General features: G+C 71.9%; 19 protein-coding genes. 11 read left to right on the forward strand and 8 right to left on the reverse strand.

The window, feature by feature from the left end; genetic code table 11:
* Positions 1-2 precede the first annotated feature (2 nt).
* The 3 genes from pntB (at position 3) to IEX47_RS03005 (ending at position 3,372) form a co-directional block, all read left to right on the forward strand.
* Positions 3-1,418, forward strand: coding sequence for a Re/Si-specific NAD(P)(+) transhydrogenase subunit beta (gene pntB, locus IEX47_RS02995; protein ID WP_188782478.1), 1,416 nt, complete (start codon positions 3-5; stop codon positions 1,416-1,418).
* Positions 1,419-1,606: 188 nt separating this feature from the next.
* Positions 1,607-2,878, forward strand: coding sequence for a choice-of-anchor P family protein (locus tag IEX47_RS03000; protein ID WP_188782479.1), 1,272 nt, complete (start codon positions 1,607-1,609; stop codon positions 2,876-2,878).
* A gap of 110 nt (positions 2,879-2,988) precedes the next feature.
* Complete coding sequence (locus IEX47_RS03005; RefSeq protein ID WP_188782480.1) at positions 2,989-3,372, forward strand: hypothetical protein; 384 nt, start codon at positions 2,989-2,991, stop codon at positions 3,370-3,372.
* Positions 3,373-3,375: 3 nt separating this feature from the next.
* Here the strand turns inward: IEX47_RS03005 and IEX47_RS03010 are convergent, their stop codons facing one another.
* Together IEX47_RS03010 and IEX47_RS03015 are read right to left on the reverse strand one after the other, a co-directional pair.
* Positions 3,376-4,965, reverse strand: a complete 1,590-nt coding sequence (locus IEX47_RS03010; RefSeq protein WP_188782481.1) for an MXAN_6640 family putative metalloprotease — start codon at positions 4,963-4,965, stop codon at positions 3,376-3,378.
* A gap of 47 nt (positions 4,966-5,012) precedes the next feature.
* Positions 5,013-5,411 (reverse strand): FAD synthase family protein, encoded by a 399-nt coding sequence (locus IEX47_RS03015; protein ID WP_188782482.1) that lies wholly within the window; start codon positions 5,409-5,411, stop codon positions 5,013-5,015.
* A 70-nt stretch (positions 5,412-5,481) separates the two neighbouring features.
* Here IEX47_RS03015 and IEX47_RS03020 point away from each other — a divergent pair, with 70 nt between their 5' ends.
* From IEX47_RS03020 to IEX47_RS03050, 7 genes are read left to right on the forward strand one after another with little or no spacing between them, the layout of a single operon-like run.
* Positions 5,482-6,519: an extracellular solute-binding protein gene (locus IEX47_RS03020; RefSeq protein WP_188782483.1), complete on the forward strand. Its 1,038-nt coding sequence runs from the start codon at positions 5,482-5,484 to the stop codon at positions 6,517-6,519.
* A 5-nt stretch (positions 6,520-6,524) separates the two neighbouring features.
* On the forward strand, positions 6,525-8,207 hold the full coding sequence (locus tag IEX47_RS03025; protein ID WP_188782484.1) for an ABC transporter permease: 1,683 nt from the start codon (positions 6,525-6,527) through the stop codon (positions 8,205-8,207).
* Entirely contained in the window at positions 8,204-9,298 is a 1,095-nt protein-coding gene (locus tag IEX47_RS03030; RefSeq protein ID WP_188782485.1) for an ABC transporter ATP-binding protein, read from the forward strand. The genes IEX47_RS03025 and IEX47_RS03030 overlap by 4 nt, the downstream gene beginning before the upstream one ends.
* A gap of 13 nt (positions 9,299-9,311) precedes the next feature.
* Entirely contained in the window at positions 9,312-10,607 is a 1,296-nt protein-coding gene (locus IEX47_RS03035) for a DUF445 domain-containing protein (RefSeq protein ID WP_229662570.1), read from the forward strand.
* 30 nt (positions 10,608-10,637) lie between these two features.
* The gene (locus IEX47_RS03040; protein ID WP_188782486.1) at positions 10,638-11,012 is read left to right on the forward strand and encodes a hypothetical protein; all 375 of its coding nucleotides are present in this window, start codon (positions 10,638-10,640) and stop codon (positions 11,010-11,012) included.
* Positions 11,009-11,314 (forward strand): RNA-binding S4 domain-containing protein, encoded by a 306-nt coding sequence (locus IEX47_RS03045; RefSeq protein WP_188782487.1) that lies wholly within the window; start codon positions 11,009-11,011, stop codon positions 11,312-11,314. The genes IEX47_RS03040 and IEX47_RS03045 overlap by 4 nt, the downstream gene beginning before the upstream one ends.
* Before the next feature lie 36 nt (positions 11,315-11,350).
* A complete protein-coding gene (locus IEX47_RS03050; RefSeq protein ID WP_188782488.1) occupies positions 11,351-11,722 on the forward strand; it encodes an FKBP-type peptidyl-prolyl cis-trans isomerase in 372 nt (123 codons plus the stop codon).
* Positions 11,723-11,787: 65 nt separating this feature from the next.
* Here IEX47_RS03050 and IEX47_RS03055 read toward each other — a convergent pair whose 3' ends face one another.
* The 4 genes from IEX47_RS03055 to hisN all read right to left on the reverse strand — a co-directional run bounded on the left by IEX47_RS03055 (position 11,788) and on the right by hisN (position 16,376).
* Positions 11,788-14,292: a DUF4153 domain-containing protein gene (locus IEX47_RS03055; RefSeq protein ID WP_188782489.1), complete on the reverse strand. Its 2,505-nt coding sequence runs from the start codon at positions 14,290-14,292 to the stop codon at positions 11,788-11,790.
* On the reverse strand, positions 14,289-14,975 hold the full coding sequence (locus IEX47_RS03060) for a response regulator transcription factor (RefSeq protein WP_188782490.1): 687 nt from the start codon (positions 14,973-14,975) through the stop codon (positions 14,289-14,291). The genes IEX47_RS03055 and IEX47_RS03060 overlap by 4 nt, the downstream gene beginning before the upstream one ends.
* A gap of 70 nt (positions 14,976-15,045) precedes the next feature.
* On the reverse strand, positions 15,046-15,477 hold the full coding sequence (locus IEX47_RS03065; protein ID WP_188782491.1) for a CBS domain-containing protein: 432 nt from the start codon (positions 15,475-15,477) through the stop codon (positions 15,046-15,048).
* 38 nt (positions 15,478-15,515) lie between these two features.
* Positions 15,516-16,376, reverse strand: coding sequence for a histidinol-phosphatase (gene hisN, locus IEX47_RS03070; protein ID WP_188782492.1), 861 nt, complete (start codon positions 16,374-16,376; stop codon positions 15,516-15,518).
* Between the two features lie 89 nt (positions 16,377-16,465).
* Between hisN and IEX47_RS03075 the strand changes: the two genes are divergently transcribed.
* Entirely contained in the window at positions 16,466-16,930 is a 465-nt protein-coding gene (locus IEX47_RS03075; RefSeq protein WP_188782493.1) for a DUF2231 domain-containing protein, read from the forward strand.
* Here the strand turns inward: IEX47_RS03075 and rsgA are convergent.
* Both rsgA and aroA read right to left on the reverse strand, forming a co-directional pair.
* On the reverse strand, positions 16,927-17,922 hold the full coding sequence (gene rsgA / locus IEX47_RS03080) for a ribosome small subunit-dependent GTPase A (protein WP_188782494.1): 996 nt from the start codon (positions 17,920-17,922) through the stop codon (positions 16,927-16,929). The two genes, IEX47_RS03075 and rsgA, sit on opposite strands and share 4 nt — an antisense overlap.
* 7 nt (positions 17,923-17,929) lie before the next feature.
* A complete protein-coding gene (gene aroA, locus IEX47_RS03085; RefSeq protein ID WP_229662571.1) occupies positions 17,930-19,204 on the reverse strand; it encodes a 3-phosphoshikimate 1-carboxyvinyltransferase in 1,275 nt (424 codons plus the stop codon).
* Positions 19,205-19,222: the final 18 nt, after the last annotated feature.

Genomic DNA, 19,222 nt, shown 5'->3' on the forward strand with positions numbered 1-19,222 from the left:
CGATGGATATCACCACGATCACCGAGGCGGCGTACGTCGTCGCCGCGCTGCTCTTCATCCTCTCGCTCGCGGGCCTGTCGAAGCACGAGTCCGCCAAGAACGGCCTCACCTACGGCATGGTCGGCATGGCGGTCGCGCTCGTCGCGACCATCGTCGCCGTGATCGACGCGAGCGACTACGTCGACGGCCGCGGACTCTCCATCGGGCTCATGCTCGGTGGCGTGGTCATCGGCGCCCTGATCGGCCTGTGGCGCGCCCGGATCGTCGAGATGACCGGCATGCCCGAGCTCATCGCGCTGCTGCACTCGTTCGTCGGCCTCGCTGCCGTCGCGATCGGCTGGAACGGCCACGTCCTCGGCTCGCACGAGTCGCTCAACAGCCTGGTCAACATCCACGAGGCCGAGGTCGCGATCGGCATCTTCATCGGTGCGGTCACCTTCACCGGCTCGATCGTCGCCAACCTCAAGCTGTCGGCGCGGATGAAGTCCGCCCCGCTGATGCTGCCGGGCAAGAACTTCATCAACCTCGGCTCGCTGGTGCTCTTCGCCGTGCTCACCGCGGTCTACGTCACCGTCGAGGACCACGACACGCAGACGATCATCCTGGGCGCCCTGACCGTCCTCGCGCTGCTGCTCGGCTGGCACCTCGTCGCCTCCATCGGCGGCGGCGACATGCCGGTCGTGGTCTCGATGCTCAACTCGTACTCCGGCTGGGCCGCGGCGGCGTCGGGCTTCCTGCTCAACAACGACCTGCTCATCGTCACCGGTGCCCTCGTCGGCTCCTCCGGTGCGTACCTGTCGTACATCATGTGCAAGGCGATGAACCGCTCGTTCATCTCCGTCATCGCCGGCGGCTTCGGCATCGAGGCCGGGCCGTCCGCCGACGTCGACTACGGCGACCACCGCGAGATCGACGCCGAGGGCGTCGCCGAGCTGCTCAAGAACGCCTCGTCCGTGGTGATCACGCCGGGCTACGGCATGGCCGTCGCCCAGGCGCAGTACCCCGTCGCCTCGCTCACCTCGCAGCTGCGCGAGCGGGGGATCAACGTCCGGTTCGGCATCCACCCGGTCGCCGGCCGTCTCCCGGGCCACATGAACGTGCTCCTGGCCGAGGCCAAGGTGCCGTACGACGTGGTGCTCGAGATGGACGAGATCAACGAGGACTTCCCGGAGACCGACGTCGTGCTCGTCATCGGTGCCAACGACACGGTCAACCCGGCCGCGTCCGAGGACCCCTCGTCCCCGATCGCGGGGATGCCCGTCCTCGAGGTCTGGAACGCCAAGGACGTCATCGTCTTCAAGCGCTCCATGGCCTCGGGCTACGCCGGTGTGCAGAACCCGCTCTTCTTCCGCGACAACTCGGCGATGCTCTTCGGTGACGCCAAGGACCGGGTCGAGGACATCCTCCGCCACCTGTGAGCGAGGCCGCTGCACTGCGCGGCGGCACTTCGGCAGCAACGCCCCGGGCCTTGGCCCGGGGCGTTTGCCATGTGCGTCACAGGGGTGGTGTTCAGGGGTTTGGCAGCCGCTTGCGGGGGTACGATGGGACGACCTTTGCATGTGGCAATAGGTGCTTTCCGTTTTTCTTTCACGCTGGGATGGGGCCCATGGCCAGAACGCTTCGAATTCTCCTGCTGCCGCTCGTGCTGCTGCTCGCCCTGGCCGGGGTCACCGCCCCCGCCTTCGCGACCACCACGACGTGGCTCTACAGCGCCGCCTCCGGCGGCACCTACGTCAAGCTCGCCAGTGGCCTCGTCACGAGCGACATGACGTCCAAGTCGGGCATCACCGGCACCGCCGTGCCGGCGTCGAACAAGAACTCCGTCGCGACCGTCAACGTCAGCGGTGTCGTGAGCACGGGTGCCGTCTCGACCTCCAACGCCGCCAGTGCCGTCACCGGTGGCACGCGCGTCCTGACGACGGCCCAGACCGCGGGCGTCAACGTCCTCAACGGCCTGATCCGCGCCGACGCGATCACCTCGACGATCGACACGCTGCTCAAGCCGGACGGCACCTCGACCGCCACGGGCTCGACGAACTTCGTCAACCTGCGGATCGCTGGCGTCACCCTGCCGCTCAACCTGCCGAAGAACTACGTGGTCTCGGTGCCCGGTGTCGCGCGCGTCTCGCTCAACTACTTCGCCACCGGCGAGTCGAAGGGCCAGCGCACGAACATCGGCTGGGCGATCGCGGTCGAGCTGCTCACCGCGCAGGGCAACCTGCCGGCGGGTGCGACGATCAGCATCAACCCGGAGTTCCAGACCTTCGCCCCGGCTCCGCCGTCCGACGGCGCGCTGCTGACCGGCGAGATGTACGGCACCCGGATCAAGGCGCAGGTCTCCGACACCGCCGAGGTCGAGTCGCCGGCGACGGCGCGCCTCACCACGCCGCTCGACGGCAGTGACGGCGCGACGCTCACCAACACGACCGCGGGCGTCGACCTGCCGGCCGTGCTCACCGTGGGCGCCGTCAAGTCCACGTCGACGTCGACGCGCTTCGGCACGTACAACCAGAACGGCGACATCGTCAACACCAACGAGGTCGCGGGGGTCAACCTCCTCAACGGCCTGGTCAAGCTCGACGCGCTGAAGGTGGCCACCCACAGCCGCCGTGTCGACGGCGTCTGCTCCTCGAGCGTGTCGTTCAGCGTCGTCAACCTGTCCGTCGGCGGCAAGGTCATCCCGGTGACGGTCTCGCCCAACACGGTGATCGACGTTGCGGGCATCGCCACGGTGACCATCAACGGGCAGTACAAGAACGGCTGCCAGGCGGCCGTCCGCGGCATCAAGGTCGTCCTCACGACCGCTCAGGCCGGTCTTCCGGTCGGTGCGGTGGCCGAGGTCGGCTTCGCCACCAGTCACATCCGCAGCATCAGCTGATCCAGCTGCGCAGCTGGTCGACGGCCCCCGGGAGCTCCTCCCGGGGGCCGTCGCCATTTCCGGCGCCCCATTTCCTCCCGGTGGCGTCCGGATCGGTCTAGCCTCGGGCCATGGCTGACCACCCGCTCGACCCGTTCGCGCTCCTCTCGAAGTCGCAGAAGCTGGCGCTCGACGCCACCACCGGGGCGTTCGACGCGCTCGTGACCGTGGGCCGCACGGCCGCGCAGCCCGACGAGGCGGTCCGTCAGGTCGCCGCCCTGGTCAACGCCGTCGGCGACCTCGCCTCGGCGAGCGTCCAGCCGCTGCAGGACTTCGTGACCCGTCAGCGCGAGATCGCCGACACCATGGCGAGCCTCGCCACGGTGCAGGCCGACCTGGCCGTGCTCGTCGAGTCGCTGGCGCACCGCCACGCGGCGGTGGTCCAGTCGCTGGAGAACCTCACGGCGCCGCTCTTCGGCCTCGTCGCCCGCGAGACGCCGGGCGCCGACACGTAGCCGTCAGCGCCAGATGGTCGCGCGGAACGCCGTCGTACGGCCGTCGGTGGCCGAGGCGTTGCCCAGCGCCAGCGCCACGCGCGAGACCTTCGACGCGGAGAACGGCACGCTGTAGGTGCGGTTGCCCGAGCCGTCGAGGCCGAGCGGCAGCTTGCGCGCGCTGCCGTCGCGGAAGAAGACCAGGATGTACGCCGTGCCGCCGCTCGAGGGGCCGTCGATGTGGATCCGGAGCTTCCAGTCGGCGGTGAGGGTCGACTTCGGCTGCATCACCACGTCGACGCTGGCGAGGTGGTCGAGCGTCGTCGCGTGGAGGCCGGTGGAGCGGGATGCCCGGCTGAGCGTCCACGTCCGGGAGATCACCGCGCGCGGCCACGCACCGCCTTCGTGCCAGAAGCGCGCGGGCGCGATCGAGCCACCGGAGAACCTGCGGAACTCCGCGAGCAGCGACGAGCCCTCGCTGCGGAGGGCGGAGCTGAGCGCCGAGCGGGCGTTGTTGCCGGGCACCGCGGCCGCCCTGCCCCACACCCGGCGGATCACGGCGTTGCCGAGGTGCTCGCTCAGCAGCTCGTGGAAGACCCACGTGCCGTACTGCGGGACGTCGCCCGCGACGAACGTGTCGACGGGCTGGCCCGGCCAGTGCAGGGAGCTGGAGGCGATGTACTGGCGGTTGTCGTTGACCGCGGAGTAGGCACGCTCCTCCATCCAGGTCGCGGTCGACTCCATCAGCCAGCTGCTCTCGCCGGTGTCGTAGGCGAACTGGACGAGGTGGAAGAACTCGTGGGCCGCGGTCACGTCGCGCGCAGCATCCGGTGTGGTCGCGGTGCCGAACTGCGCGGAGGAGAAGTCGTTGTCGAGCACGAGGTAGCCGGGCGAGGTCTGGCCCGTGAAGGCCTCCGGCACCGCGTAGCCGTAGACGGCGCCGCCGCGGGACGCCCCACTGTCGGCGAGGTAGACGTCGAGCTTGTCGGCGGTCGGCACCTGCTCGCTGCCGGTGGCGCCGTCGCCGCGGGGCGCTCGGTAGCCCAGCGTGCCGATCTCGGTGGACCACACGTGCGACATCGCGCGGACGGTCTCCGCCACGGCATCGTCCGTCGCGACCTGGCGGCTCGGGCTGGGGAGCAGGCCGCCGGTGGTCGTGCCCTCCGGGACCCAGTGCACGCAGAACGGGTGCACGCCGTACGTCGTCGGGTCGTCGCACGTGGACTTCGCCGCCGCTGTGTCGGTCGTCGTCCAGCGGGTCGAGCTGAGGTCGTAGCGGGTGCCGTTGGTGCCGTCCGGGCGGGCGAAGAGCGCCCGCGCCCGGGTCCGGTCGCGCCGGTCGAGCTGCGGGAGCGCGTGCCGCAGCGCGAGGAGGGCGAGCGTGGCGTCGTGGGCCTCCGTGCGGGCGCCACCGGAGCCGCGCAGGGAGCTGGGGAGCGCCTGCTGCAGCGTGGCCTCGGCCTGGGCGAGCACCCGCAGGGCCCGCGGCGAGGAGTCAGCCGGGGGAGCGGAGGGGTCGCCGGCCGCACGGGCAGGCAGGACGAGCCCGGGTGCGAGGGCGAGCGGCAGGACCGCGCCGACGAGGGCGGGGACGAAGCGGCGGTTCAGCAGCATGGAGGACCCGAGACGTGAAGGCGGCAACGGCGGGTCCAGCCTACGCGTCAGGAGCCGCCGGAGATCTTCTCGATCAGCGCGGTGGTCGAGATCGCCGGCGTGCGCGGGAGGTAGACGACCTCGCAGATGTCCTTGAACTCGTCGAAGCGACCCTCCCAGTCGTCGCCCATGACGAGCACGTCGGCGCCGAACTTCAGGATGTACTCGCGCTTGAGCTCGAGGCTCTCCTCGACGAAGACCTCGTCGACGGGCTTCAGGGCGCCTACGATGGCCAGGCGCTCGCCCTCGGAGAAGACCGGGAGGCGGTCCTTCTTGCGCATGTTGAGCGCGTCGGCCGAGACACCGACCACGAGGCGGTCACCCAGAGCGGCCGCCCGCTCGATGACGCGGAGGTGGCCGACGTGGAAGACGTCGAAGGTGCCGAAGGTGATCACGGTGCGGGCCATGGCGGGATTCTCGCATGTCCGTGACGTAGTCCACGTCGAATATAGGTGAGGCTCACCTTAGGATGGCGCCATGCGTCGTACACACCGCTCCGTCGCCCTGGTCGCGACCGGCCTCGTGCTGGCCTCCGTCACGTCGGGCTGCTCCTTCCTCGGCCTCGGCAAGAAGCCGGCGGACCTGCAGGTCTACTCGGCCCGTCACTACGGCAGCGAGGCGGTCTTCAAGCAGTTCACGAAGGAGACCGGCATCACCGTCTCCTTCCTGGGCGGCGAGAACTCCGAGCTGCTGCAGCGGATCAAGGCGGAGGGCAAGAGCTCCCCGGCCGACCTCTTCGTGACGGTCGACGCGGGCAACCTCTACGAGGCCGCGCGCGAGGGCCTGCTCGCGCCCGTCGACAACGCGAAGCTCGACGCCGAGATCCCCGCGGAGTACCGCGACAAGGAGAACCGTTGGTTCGGCCTCGTCTCCCGCGCCCGCACGGTCCTCTACGACCCCGACAAGGTGAAGCCGTCGGAGTTCGACGCCAAGGACACCTACGCCGGGCTCGCCGACCCGAAGTGGAAGGGCAAGCTCTGCATGCGCGACGAGAGCGAGGCCTACCAGGTCGCGCTCGTCGCCCACCTGATCAACCTGTACGGCGAGGCGAAGGCCACGCAGATCGTCAAGGGCTGGGTCGCCAACAAGCCGCAGATCATGGCCAACGACAAGCTGCTGATCGACGCTGTCGACGCGGGCACCTGTGACGTCGCGCTGGTCAACCACTACTACGTCGCCGGCGAGCTCGAGGACAGCCCGCACCTCGACGTGAAGCTCTACTGGGCCTCGCAGAAGGGCGCCGGCACGATGGTCAACATCTCGGGCGCCGGTGTCGTGAAGACGAGCGACAACAAGGCCGACGCCGAGAAGCTGCTCGAGTGGCTCGCGGCCCGCAGCGGCCAGGCCGCGATGGCCTCGGGCAACCACGAGTTCCCGGTCAACCCGGCCGTCAAGCCCGATGCCGAGGCCGCGCAGTGGGGCACGTTCAAGCCCGCGCCGCTGCAGGCCGACGAGCTGGGCCAGCAGGAGCAGAAGGCCGTCGAGATCCTCGACGCCGTCGGCTACGGTCGCTGACCCCGATGGCGCAGACCCTCGTCCCGACCCCCGTCCTCCGGGTCCGCCGCGTCAACGCACGCGGCCGGCTGCGGTGGTCGGCGCTCGTGGTGATGGTCGCGCTCCTCGTCGCGGCGCCGGTCGTCGCGATCCTCCTCGAGGTAGGCACCCAGCGACCCGACGGACTGCCGGCGCACCTGCCGCAGATGGTGACCACCACCCTCGTGCTCATGACGTCGGTCGGCCTCGGCTCCCTCGTCCTCGGGGTGGGACTGGCGTGGCTGGTGACGGCGTACACCTTCCCGCTGCGCAACGTGCTGGTCTGGCTGCTCGTGCTGCCGCTCGCCATGCCGGCGTACATCCTGGGCTTCGTCTTCCTCTCGACCTTCGACGCGGCGGGGCCGGTGCAGCAGTGGCTGCGCGGCGTCGGCCTCGACGTGCAGTTCTCGATCGCCTCGCTGGCAGGCTGCGCCGTCGTCATGTCGCTGACGCTCTACCCGTACGTCTACCTGATGGCGCGCGCCGCCTTCGCCGAGCAGGGCCGCGCGACGTACGACGCGGCGCGCACGCTCGGCGCGAGCCGCCGCCGGGCCTTCTTCGCGGTGCTGCTGCCGCTGGCGCGACCGTCGCTCGCCGCGGGCCTGGCGCTGGTGATGATGGAGGTGCTGACCGACTTCGCGACGGTGCAGTACTTCAACGTCCAGACCGTCTCCTACGGCGCGTACGTCGTGTGGAAGGGCAAGTGGAACTTCGCCTCGGCCACGCAGCTCGCCTCGATGGTGATGCTCTTCGCCGCTGCGGTGATGGTGGGGGAGCGGCTGCTGCGCGGCCGGGCCCACTTCACCCAGAAGGGTGGCCGCGGCACGGGCCTGCAGCCGGTGCCGCTGGGCCGGGTGACCGGCCTGCTCGCCACCCTGGTCTGCGTCGCGGCCCTCGCCGTCGCGGTCTTCGTGCCGGTCGGGCGCCTGGTCGGCTGGGCGGTCCAGCCGACGCACAAGACCTCCGAGGGCGTTCTCAGCGCCGACTTCGGTGAGGCTCTCACCAACTCCCTCGTCGTGGCCGTGCTCGCGGCGGTCACCTGCGTGGTGCTCGCCCTGCTGATCGGCCACGCGCTGCGCCTGGGCGGCGGCCGGGTCGTGCGGGCCGCGGCCCAGCTGACGACGTTCGGCTACGCCGTGCCGGGGGCGGTGGTGGGCATCGGCACACTGCTGGTCCTGCGCGCGCTCAACGACGGGGTCGAGGGGCTCGGCGTGCCGGGTGGCCTCGGGCTGCTGGCGACGGGCTCGGTGCCCGCGATCCTCTTCGCCTACGCCGTCCGCTTCCTCGGGCCGGCGTACCAGGCCGTCGACGCGTCGTACGCCAAGCTCTCGACGTCCATCACCCAGGGGGCGCTCTCGCTCGGTGCGCGCCCGCTCCGCGTGCTGCGCACCGTGCACGCGCCGCTCGTCCGGCCCGGCATCGCGGTCGCGACGGTGCTGGTCACGATCGACGCGATCAAGGAGCTGCCGCTCGTGCTGATGCTGCGGCCGGTCGACTTCACCACCGTCTCGGTGTGGGTCTACTCTCTCGCGACGGAGAACCTCTGGAACCTCGCGGCCCTGCCGGCGCTGATCATCGTCGCGCTGGCGGTGATCCCGGTGTTCCTGCTGTTCCGCCAGGTGTGGTCGGCCGATCGCGCTGCCCGACGACGTCTCGAGGAGGAGCGATGAGCAGCCCTGCACTCGTCTTCGAGGGAGTCGGCAAGAGCTACGGCTCGATCCCGGCTGCTGTCGACGTCGACCTCGAGGTGCAGCGTGGCGAGCTGGTGACGCTGATCGGCCCGTCGGGTTGCGGCAAGTCGACCGCGCTGCGCCTGATGGCCGGGCTGGAGCGGCCCGACCGCGGCCGGATCCTGGTCGCCGGCGAGGTCGTCGCCGGCCCGGGCACCTTCGTGCAGCCCGAGAAGCGCCGCGTCGGCATGGTCTTCCAGGACCACGCGCTCTTCCCGCACCTCAGCGTCGAGCGCAACGTCGCCTTCGGCCTCATCGACCTGCCCCGCGCCGAGCGCAAGGCGCGCGTCGCCGAGGTCCTCGGCCTGGTCCGCCTGGCCGACAAGGCCAAGCGCTACCCCCACGAGCTCTCCGGCGGTGAGCAGCAGCGCGTGGCACTGGCGCGCGCGCTCGCTCCCAAGCCTGCCGTCGTCCTGCTCGACGAGCCGTTCTCCTCCCTCGACGAGAACCTCCGGGCGCAGGTGCGCGCCGAGCTCGTCGGCGTGCTGCGCGCGACGGGCACCACCGCCGTCTTCGTCACCCACGACCAGACCGAGGCGCTCTCGATCGGCGACCGGGTGGTCGTCATGCAGGCCGGTCACATCGAGCAGGCCGACACGCCGCAGCGGGTCTTCGAGTCGCCCGCGTCGCGCTTCGTCGCCTCCTTCATGGGAGATGCCGACTTCCTGCCGGCCCACGTCCACAGTGCCCTGCTCACCTGCGAGATCGGCGTCGTCTCCACGGTCCCCGGCTGGGGCCGCGCCGACGTCGACGTCGAGGTCGTCCTGCGCCCGCACGAGGTCGCGCTGTCGCCGGCCGTCGGTCGCAAGGGCGAAGGTCCCGAGGTCGTCGCGGTCGAGTACCACGGCGCCTTCGTGCTCCACACGGTCCGCCTCGCGTCGGGGCGCACGCTCCGCTCGTGGCAGCAGCACGCGGTGCGCTACCCGGTCGGCACCCCCGTCGAGGCCTCCGTCGTCGCCGGCGTCACGCCCACGCTCCTGGTCGGCGACCGCGCCGTCGTGGCGCCTCCCGCAGCGCCCCCGCTCTCCTGACACAATCGCCGGCGTGGACACGCTGACGCAGCCCCCGGCCCCGTCGACCGCCCCGTCGACCCTGCCGCCGTCCGACTCCGTGGCCGACGCCGCCCGGCGTACGGCGCTGCGGCGGATGCGGGCGGTCGCCCTCGGCCTGCTCGTCTTCGCCGCCGTCGTGTACGCCGCGACGCTGGGCCGCGAGGGCTTCCTCGGCTTCGTCAACGCCGGTGCCGAGGCGAGCATGGTGGGCGCGATGGCCGACTGGTTCGCGGTGACGGCGCTCTTCCGGCACCCGCTCGGCCTGCCGATCCCGCACACGGCGCTGATCCCGAAGCGCAAGGACGAGCTGGGCCGGGGCCTCGAGGAGTTCGTGGGGGAGAACTTCCTCCAGGAGGCGATCATCCGCGACCGGGTCACCGCGGCCGAGCTGAGCCGCCGGATCGGCTCGTGGGCGGTCGACCGCGCCAACGCGCGCAAGGTGGTCGCGGAGGGCATGGAGGTCGCGTCGATCGCGCTGGCGAAGGTGAAGGACGAGCACATCACCGACCTCGTCGAGATGGCGCTCGTGCCGCGGTTCCGTGAGGAGCCGATCGCCCCGATCCTCGGCACGTTCGTCACCGAGGCGGTCCGCGACGACCTGCACCACGGCCTCGTCGACCTCGCGCTCGAGGAGCTCCACGGCTGGCTGGTCAACAACCCGGAGACCTTCGCCGACGTGCTCCTGGAGCGCGCTCCGTGGTGGGCGCCGGAGCGGCTCAACGAGATGGTCACCGAGCGGCTCCACGTCGAGGCGATCCGCTGGCTCGGCGACATCCGCCAGGATCCGCGCCACCGGGCGCGCAAGGCGCTCGACTCGATGCTGGCCCGGCTCGGCGACGACCTGCTGACGAATGCCGCGACCCAGGAGCGCGCCGAGAGCTTCAAGCTCCGCATGCTCGACCACCCGCAGTTCACCACCACCGCGATCTCGCTGTGGACGGCACTGAAGAACGCGCTCGCCGGCGCGCTCCAGGACCCCGACGGCCCGCTGGCGCAGCGGCTCGAGGAGGAGGTCGTCTCCTTCGCCCGGCGACTCCTCGCGGAGCCGGAGCTGCGGACGCGCCTCGACGGCATGGCCGCCGACGCAGCCGTCTTCGTCGTCACGCGCTACGGCTCCGAGCTCACCGCCGTCATCACCCACACCATTGAGCGGTGGGACGGCAAGGAGGCCTCCGACCGGATCGAGCTCCACGTCGGCCGCGACCTGCAGTTCATCCGGATCAACGGCACCATCGTCGGTGGCCTCGTCGGCGTGATCATCCACGCACTCACCGTCGTCCTGCACTGAGGACCCTCCGGCTGGGGGAGAATGGCCGCCATGAGCAGCAACCTCCCCGAGCGCCCTCCGTCTGGGTCGGCACAGCCGCGCCGCGCCCGGCACCTGATGGACCCCAACGCCCTGCCCCAGCGCCCCGCGACGTACGACGACGCGTCGGTGCGCCGTGTGCAGCGCTGGGTGATGTCCGCGCTCGTCGTCGTCGTGGCCATGCTGCTGGCCGTGGGATGGGTGGCGATCGCCGGCACGATGGTCCACAAGACCCCCGGCAAGTGGGTGCTGCTCGCCAACTCGGCGGCGTTCGGCGTCGCGGGCCTGGTGGGTGCGCGGGTGATCCACCTCAAGGGCTGGCTGTCGCCGTGGCTGCTCCTCGGCCTCGTGCCGGCCGTCGCCGGCGGGTTCTGGGTCCTGCGATGAGGTTCGGGCTGCGACGGGCTGGCAAGGGCGGCGACGGGGCCTCCGAGGGGCCGGCGATCACCGACGTGCCCGTGCGCGAGGAGGTGATCCGGCTCGGCCAGTTCCTCAAGCTGGCGAACCTGATCGACACCGGCGCCGAGGCCAAGGAGGTCTGCCCCGCGGGTCTGGTCACGGTCAACGGTGAGGTTGACACCCGGCGCGGGCGCCAGCTCGTCGACGGCGACGTCGTGGAGCTGCGCGGCCAGGCGGCCCGGGTGCGCACCGGCGTCTCCGACGACGTGCCCGACGACCTGCCCTGGTGACGACGCGCCCTCGGCGGTCGTGACAGACTTCGACGCATGAGCCAGAAGCCTGAAGTCGAGTTCGTCGACCCCACGCAGACCTACACCGATCTCGTCATCACCGACCTCGTCGAGGGTGACGGCGCCGAGGCCGTCGCCGGCAAGAACGTCGCGGTCCACTACGTCGGTGTCGCGCTGTCGACCGGCGAGGAGTTCGACGCGTCGTACAACCGCGGTGCGGCGTTCCAGTTCCCGCTCGGTGGCGGCCGCGTCATCGCCGGCTGGGACCAGGGTGTGCAGGGCATGAAGGTCGGCGGCCGCCGCCAGCTCGTCATCCCGCCGCACCTCGGCTACGGCAACCGCGACCTGGGCGTCATCAAGCCCAACGAGACCCTGATCTTCGTGGTCGACCTGCTCGACGTGAAGTGAGCTGACCCGACGCACAGAGCGCCCGCCCCGGTGATCCGGGGCGGGCGCTCTGCGTTGTCAGGGGGTCACCCCGCGTGCTGGAGGGCTGAGCGTGCGTGCACCCGGCCCCAGTTCCACGCGATCCAGCTGTCGCGGCCGATGACCGGCTCGGAGCCGTCGGGGGACCTCCCGACGAGCACCGGCACGGCGTCGGCCGACAGGCCCTGCAGGTAGGTCCAGTCGACCTTGCCGGTCGTCTCGTAGCGGTCGAGGTTGTGCCGCGCGATCCACGCGTCCGGGTTGAGCAGCGCGAGCGCGAGGACGACGCCGGCGCCGGTGAGCAGCGCCGTACGGGGAAGCCACGCGGCCTTGAGGCTCACGCCCGCAGCGAGCACGGCCAGCACGAGGAAGCCGAGCCAGCCCTCGAACACGTCGACGAGGAGCCGTAGCCGGGTGAAGCCGTAGGCCTCCTGGTAGAGGTGCATCCGGTAGAGCGCCGAGGCGACGACGACGAGCGTGGCCACGCAGAGCAGGCCGAGCGACGCCCGCACCCAGGCCCGGTCGCTGGGGGTGACGCGCGGGGCCTTGCGGGCCGCTGCCCAGACGACGAGGAGGGTCAGCACCGTCGCGACGGTGAGCTGGCCGAAGCCCTGGTGGACGTACTCGGCGTAGGTCAGGCCGGTGGTCCGCTGGAGGTAGTCATGGCCACCGAAGACGACGGTTGCCTGCGCTGCGAGGAAGGCGACGAAGACAGCGTCGACCAGGAGCACCGGCGCGAGCCACTCGAAGCGGTGCGCGACCGGGCGGGTCGCCGTGGTCGCGGCGTCGACGCGGGGCGGGTTGAGGCCGAGGTACGTCGCGGCAAGGACCACGCCGCCGACGAAGAACGCCACGAAGATCCGCGGGATCACCGTGTCGAGCCCGAGGTCGGGTACGAGGGCATCGGTCCACTCGGCGAAGACCGCATCGGCGCTCGCGAAGAGCAGCCCGAAGACGCCGAGCCCGAGCAGCGACCACAGCACGGTGCGCACGATCGCGGCCCCGTTGCCGAAGCTTCCCAGCGCCGCGAGCGTGCGGCCGAGCAGAGGCAGCCCGCGGAGGCCCGCGAGTGGCCAGGCGATCCCCGCCAGCACGAACGCCGGCAGCGTGCGGCCGTGGGTCAGTCCGGCGACGCACACGGCACCGCCCGCGAGCAGGCACGGCACGACGATCCAGTCGGCGTCGCGGACGGTCGGCACCAGTGCGAGGGCCACGCAGAGCGCCGCGCAGCCCCGCGTGAACGGCGTACGCCGGTGGCGGGCGAAGGCGAGCACGGAGCCGCCCGCGGCGAGCAGGAGCAGCGTCGTGCCGAGCCCGAGGTCGTTGTCGGGGATCACGAGCGCGGCGAGGACGCCGACCGCGAGCGCGGCAGCGAGGGCCTTCAGCTGGGGGCCGAGGGTGCGCTCGGGCCAGAAGGAGCCGAAGAGGTCGTCGATGCCGGGCGGGGTGGGGGCTGCTGTCGGCACCTCGGCGGGTGCGGGAGCTTCGGTCACGGTGACCTCCGGATGAGGGGCAACGGGGGGACGGGCGGGGGTGACCGGCAGGTCGACGCGCACGAGTGCGCCGGTGCTGCCGTCAGGAGGGTCGACGAAGGCGATCGAGCCGCCGTGCAGGTCGGTGACCCAGCGGGCGATCGCGAGGCCGAGGCCAGTGCCGCCACCTCCCGTGGCAGCGGGGTCGCCGAGCGTGCCGAACCGCTCGAAGACGCGCTCGCGGTCGGCGGGGGAGATGCCGGGGCCGGCGTCCTGCACCTCGAGGCGCCAACCGCCGGGGGCCGGCGCGGCGCGCAGGTGCACCACAGCGCCTGCGGGGCTGTGGTGGGTCGCGTTGTCGAGCAGGTTGGCGACGAGCTGGCGCAGCCGCGCCGCATCGGCGTCGACGGCAAGCTCCTCCGGCGCGGACACGTCCACGGAGACCCGGCGGCCGGTCTGCTCGGCATCGCCGGTCGCCTCCGCAGCTGCCTGGGCCAGCAGGTCGGCCACGTCGACCGACGCCAGGGCCAGCGGCGCCTTGCCGGCGTCGACACGGGCCAGGTCGAGCAGGTCTCCGACGAGGGCGGAGAGACGCTCCGCCTGGGCGAGCGCGCCCTCGAGCGTCGCCGGGGAGGCGGGCGAGACGCCGTCGGCGAGGTTCTCCAACAGCGCCGTGAGCGCGGTCAGCGGTGTGCGCAGCTCGTGGCTGACGTTGGCGACGAGGTCGCGGCGCTGGCGGTCGACCGCGGCCAGGTCGGCCGCCATCAGGTTGAAGGCCCGGGCCAGCTGGCCGACCTCGTCGCTCGAGGTCGCGGTGACCCGGGTCGAGTAGTCACCGGTCGCCATCCGTCGCGCGGCCTCGGTCATCTCGCGCAGCGGCGACGTCATGCCGACGGCCAGGAGCTGGGTGATGCCGAGCGCCAGCGCGAGCGTCACCGGCACCGAGATCCAGGGCGCGACGCCGGCGTCACGGCCCAGCGAGCCGACGAGGATCGCGACCAGGACGCTGGCCAGGATGAGCAGGCCCAGCTTGACCTTGACCGAGCGGACCGGGTCGAGCAGGCGGGGACCGCTGCTCACGAGGAGACCGCCTCGAGGGCGTAGCCCACGCCGTGCACCGTCCGCACCCGATCGGCGCCGATCTTCGCGCGCAGCGCCTTCACGTGGCTGTCGACCGTGCGCGTGCCGGACGCGCCGGGCCAGCCCCACACCTCGGCGTACAGGCGCTCCTGGGTGAGGACGGCTCCGGGGGCCGCGGCGAGGCAGGCGAGCAGGTCGAACTCGGTCGGCGTCAGGTGCTGCTCCTCGCCGCCGGCCCAGACCCGCCGGGCCGCGCCGTCGATCCGCAGGTCGCCGACCTCCGTGGTGGCCGCGGGGGTGCTGGCGAGCGCCTCGGCCCGCTCCACCCGTCGCAGCAGTACGCCGATGCGCGCGACGAGCTCGCGCATCCGGAACGGCTTGGTCAGGTAGTCGTCCGCGCCCACCCCGAGGCCGACGAGCACGTCCTCCTCGGCGTCGCGGGCGGTGAGCATGAGCACCGGCACGGGGCGCTGCGCCTGGATCCGGCGGCAGACCTCGTGGCCGTCGAAGCCCGGGAGCATCACGTCGAGGACGACGAGGTCGGGGGCGTGCTCCTCGAAGGCGGCGACGGCACCGGGGCCGTCGTACGCCCGAACGACCGTGTAGCCCTCGGCGACGAGGCGGTCCGCGACGGCCTGGTTGATGACCGGCTCGTCCTCGACGACCAGCACGCTTCGCTTCATGTCCCGAGCGTAGGAGCGCGCGGGGTCAGGAGGTGCGGACGACTCGTGGAGGAGTTGTGAAGACCCGCGCTCAGGTCTGGTGCACGTAGTGGTCGAGCTGGTCGCGCTCGAACTGCAGCTGGTCGATCTTGTGCTTGACCAGGTCGCCGATGCTGACGATGCCGACGCAGGCCGGCCCGTCGCAGACGGGGATGTGGCGGAAGCGGCCCTCGGTCATGATGCCGAGGATCGCGTCGAGGTCGTCGTCGGGGGAGCAGGTGCGGACCGTGCTGGTCATGATCGCGGAGACGACGTTGTTGATGACGGTGCCGTCCTTGTGGAGCCGGCGGACGACGTCGCGCTCGGACACGATGCCCGCGATCGCGGAGCCGTCGGAGCTCACCACCACAGCGCCGATGTTGTGGCCGGCGAGCAGCGCGAGCAGGTCACGCACCCCGGCGTCGGGGGCGATGGTGACCACCGCCTGGTCGGCCTTGCTGCGGAGAACGTCGCTGATCTGCATCCGGTGGCTCCTCGCTGAGATGGTCCCCGGATCTCAAGTTAGCCCTGCGGGCGGCGGCTGAACAGGGCCACGCTGCCGGGGCTGCGCTCCCCGTCGGGATCGGTGTCGTCGTCGACCGAGCCGAGGAACGCGAGCGCAGCGTCGTGCAGGTGGCCGTTGGTCGCGACCGCGTTGCCACCCCACGGACCGTCCTGGCCGTCGAGGGACGTGAAGCGGCCGCCGGCCTCGCGCACGATCACGTCGAGCGCCGCCATGTCGTAGAGCTCGAGCTCGGGCTCGGCGGCGATGTCGACCGCACCCTCCGCGACCATCATGTAGCTCCAGAAGTCGCCGTAGGCGCGCGTGCGCCAGACCCGGCGCGAGAGCGACATGAAGTCGTCGAGCTGGCCGCGCTCCTCCCAGCCCGAGAGCGAGCTGTAGGAGAACGACGCGTCCTCGAGCCGGCGTACGTCGGAGGTGTGGATCTGCGTGGCCTTCATCAGGTTGCGGCCGGTGTAGGCGCCCTGGCCCTTCGCCGCCCACCAGCGACGCTGGAGCAGGGGAGCGGAGACGACGCTGAGCACGACCTCGCCGTCGACCTCGAGCGCGATGAGGGTCGCCCAGACGGGGACACCGCGGACGAAGTTCTTGGTGCCGTCGATCGGGTCGATGATCCAGCGGCGCTGGCTGTGGCCGGTCGACCCGCTCTCCTCGCCGAGCACGGCGTCGCGGCTGCGCGCCCGGCCGAGGGTGCGACGGATCGACTCCTCGACCGCCTGGTCGGCGTCGCTGACCGGGGTCAGGTCGGGCTTGCTCATCACGTGCAGGTCGAGCGCCTTGAAGCGGTCCTGCGTGATCGAGTCGGCGTCATCGGCGAGCACGTGCGCGAGGCGCAGGTCGTCGGTGTAGTCAGCAGCCATGGGGACAGGTTATGGGGTCGCCTCTCCGGGGCGACGAGGCGTGCCCGCCAGTCAGGCTTTCGTCAGGAATCGGTGGATACGGTGCATGCGTGACGATCTCCGGAATCCCCCTCCACCCGCTCGTCGTGCACGCCGCCGTCGTGCTCGCGCCGGTCGCCGCCCTCGCCGCGATCGCGTACGCGGTGCTGCCCCGCGGCCGCGCCTGGCTGCGGCACGCTGCTGCTGTCGTCGCGGTGGGTGCAGCGGCGTCCGTGCAGCTCGCCGCCATGACCGGTGACTCGCTCGCGTCGACGCTGGGTGGGGCGAACCCGCTCGTCCAGGACCACGAGGCGTGGGCCGGCCGGCTGCAGGCCGCGACCTGGGTCCTCGCCGGCGTCGCGCTCCTCGCGTGGTGGGCGCTGCCGGTCCGCGGGGTGCGTGGCGGCCAGGGCGGCCAGGCGGTTGCCACGGTGCTCGGGGTGGTGCTGGCCCTCGTTGCGGCCACGGTGCTCGTGCTCGTCGTCCTGACCGGGCACTCGGGCGCCGAAGCGGTCTGGAAGGGCGTCGGCGGCTAGTAGTCCGTCGACTCGCGCGCGGCCAGCAGCCGCCGGAACGACTCGACGCGCTCGACGTCGGCCTCGCCGGCGGCGATCGCGTCGTCGAGCCCGCACTCCGGCTCGCCTGCGCCGTGGGTGCAGCCGCGCGGGCACTCCTCGGTCATCTCGTCGAGGTCCGGGAACGCCTCGATCAGCATCTCCGGCTCGACGTGCGCGAGGCCGAACGACCGGATGCCGGGGGTGTCGATGATCCAGCCGGCCTCGTCGGGCAGCTCGAGCAGGTAGGCGCTCGTCGAGGTGTGGCGCCCGCGGCCGGTCACCGCGTTGACGTGCCCGACCTCGCGGCCGGCCGTCGGCACCAGGGCGTTGACCAGCGTCGACTTGCCGACGCCGGAGTGGCCGACGAGCACGCTCGTGTGGCCCTCGAGCACCTCGCGCACCTCGGCGAGGTCCCCGCCGCGCTGCGTCACGACGTACGGCACGCCGAGGGAGCGGTACGTCGACAGGAGGGTCTCGGGGTCGCGCAGGTCCGCCTTGGTCAGGCAGAGCACCGGCTTCATGCCGCTCGCGTAGGCGGCGACGAGCGCGCGGTCGATCAGGCGCGGGCGCGGCTCGGGGTCGGCCAGGGCGGTGACGACGACGAGCTGGTCCGCGTTGGCCACGATGATCCGCTCGACGGGGTCGTCGTCGTCCGCGGTGCGGCGCAGGGTGGTCTCGCGCGGCTGCACCTCGACGATGCGCGCCATGGTGCCGTCGTCGCCGGAGACATCTCCGACGACGCGGACCCGGTCACCGACGACGACGCCCTTGCGGCCGAGTGGCCGGGCCTTCATCGCGTAGACCAGCCGGCCGTCGTGCAGGAGCGTGAAGCGGCCGCGGTCGACGGTGACGACCAGCGCCTCCACCGCGTCGTCGTACGTCGGGCGGTCCTTCGTGCGGGGGCGGGTACGCCGGCGGGGGCGCTCGTAGTGCTCCTGGTCGTGCTCGGAGTACCGCTGCCGTCCGCTCATGCCCGCCTCAGAGCTCGCCCGGAAGGAGGCCGGACCAGAACGAGGCGAAGTCGGGGAACGTCTTGGACGTGGTGCCGACGTTCTCGACCCGGATGCCGTCGACTGCAGCGCCGATGATGACGCCGGCATGGGCCATGCGGTGGTCGGCGTAGGTGTGGAAGACCCCGCCGTGCAGCGGAGCGGGGGTGATCTCGAGGCCGTCCTGCAGCTCGGTGACCTGGGCACCGAGGGCGGTGAGCTCGGTCGCCAGGGCGGCGAGGCGGTCGGTCTCGTGGCCACGGATGTGCTCGATGCCGACCAGACGCGACGGCGTGGTCGCGAGCGCGCAGAGCGCGGCGATGGCCGGTGCCAGCTCGCCGACGTCGTGGAGGTCGAGCTCGACGCCGTTGAGGGACTCGGGGCCCTCGACGGTCAGGCCGTCGTGGCTCAGTGACACCGTGCAGCCCATGTCGGCGAGGATCTGGCGGAGCGCGTCGCCCGCCTGGGTGGTGTGGCGCGGCCAGTCGCGGACCGTCACTGACCCGCCGGAGACGGCGGCCAGGGCGAGGAACGGAGCCGCGTTGGAGAGGTCGGGCTCGATCGCCAGGTCGACGGGCGCCACCCGGCCCGGGGCGACGGTCCAGCGGTCGGCCTCCGAGGTGTCGACCGCGACGCCCTGCGCGCGGAGCATCTCGACGGTCATCTCGATGTGGGGGAGCGACGGCACTGGCGCGCCGACGTGGCGCACGTCGACGCCCTTCTCGTAGCGTGCGCCCGCCAGCAGGAGCGCGCTGATGAACTGCGACGACTTCGACGCGTCGACCGTCACCTCGCCGCCGGGCACCGAGCCCGTGCCATGGACCGTGAAGGGGAGGCGGTCACCCGCGGAGATCTCGATGCCGAGCGCGCGGAGCGCGGCCAGCACCTCGCCGACCGGGCGGTTGCGCATGTGCTCATCGCCGTCGAACGCGATCGCGCCCGTCGACAGGGCGGCGACCGGCGGCACGAAGCGCATGACGGTGCCGGCCAGCCCGCAGTCGACCGCAGCGTCACGGTCGAACGCACCCGGCGTCACCGTCCAGTCGTCACCGGAGGTGTCGACGGTCGCGCCGATCGCGGTCAGTGCCCCCGCCATCAGCAGGGTGTCGCGCGACCGCAGGGCACGGCGTACGACGGAGGGGCCGTCGGCGATCGCGGCCAGGAGCAGCGCGCGGTTGGTGAGCGACTTCGATCCCGGCAGGGAGACCGTCACGTCGACGGGCGCGAGGACGCGAGGTGCAGGCCAGGGGTCGAGGATCGTCACGGGGAGAAGGGTATCGAG

Origin of the sequence: Nocardioides phosphati, assembly GCF_014646375.1 — a bacterium.
In the GTDB taxonomy this organism is placed as follows: Bacteria; Actinomycetota; Actinomycetes; order Propionibacteriales; family Nocardioidaceae; genus Nocardioides; species Nocardioides phosphati.

Bases quoted from the DNA above. Each gene is read 5' to 3' on its own strand.
- IEX47_RS03030 (WP_188782485.1), top strand. From the start codon at position 8,204: ATGAGCAGCCCTGCACTCGTCTTCGAGGGAGTCGGCAAGAGCTACGGC.
- IEX47_RS03010 (WP_188782481.1), bottom strand. From the start codon at position 4,965: ATGCTGCTGAACCGCCGCTTCGTCCCCGCCCTCGTCGGCGCGGTCCTG.
- IEX47_RS03040 (WP_188782486.1), top strand. From the start codon at position 10,638: ATGAGCAGCAACCTCCCCGAGCGCCCTCCGTCTGGGTCGGCACAGCCG.
- rsgA (WP_188782494.1), bottom strand. From the start codon at position 17,922: ATGAGCGGACGGCAGCGGTACTCCGAGCACGACCAGGAGCACTACGAG.
- IEX47_RS03060 (WP_188782490.1), bottom strand. From the start codon at position 14,975: ATGAAGCGAAGCGTGCTGGTCGTCGAGGACGAGCCGGTCATCAACCAG.
- IEX47_RS03065 (WP_188782491.1), bottom strand. From the start codon at position 15,477: ATGCAGATCAGCGACGTTCTCCGCAGCAAGGCCGACCAGGCGGTGGTC.
- IEX47_RS03020 (WP_188782483.1), top strand. From the start codon at position 5,482: ATGCGTCGTACACACCGCTCCGTCGCCCTGGTCGCGACCGGCCTCGTG.
- IEX47_RS03045 (WP_188782487.1), top strand. From the start codon at position 11,009: ATGAGGTTCGGGCTGCGACGGGCTGGCAAGGGCGGCGACGGGGCCTCC.
- IEX47_RS03015 (WP_188782482.1), bottom strand. From the start codon at position 5,411: ATGGCCCGCACCGTGATCACCTTCGGCACCTTCGACGTCTTCCACGTC.
- IEX47_RS03005 (WP_188782480.1), top strand. From the start codon at position 2,989: ATGGCTGACCACCCGCTCGACCCGTTCGCGCTCCTCTCGAAGTCGCAG.
- IEX47_RS03000 (WP_188782479.1), top strand. From the start codon at position 1,607: ATGGCCAGAACGCTTCGAATTCTCCTGCTGCCGCTCGTGCTGCTGCTC.
- IEX47_RS03025 (WP_188782484.1), top strand. From the start codon at position 6,525: ATGGCGCAGACCCTCGTCCCGACCCCCGTCCTCCGGGTCCGCCGCGTC.
- IEX47_RS03050 (WP_188782488.1), top strand. From the start codon at position 11,351: ATGAGCCAGAAGCCTGAAGTCGAGTTCGTCGACCCCACGCAGACCTAC.
- pntB (WP_188782478.1), top strand. From the start codon at position 3: ATGGATATCACCACGATCACCGAGGCGGCGTACGTCGTCGCCGCGCTG.
- hisN (WP_188782492.1), bottom strand. From the start codon at position 16,376: ATGGCTGCTGACTACACCGACGACCTGCGCCTCGCGCACGTGCTCGCC.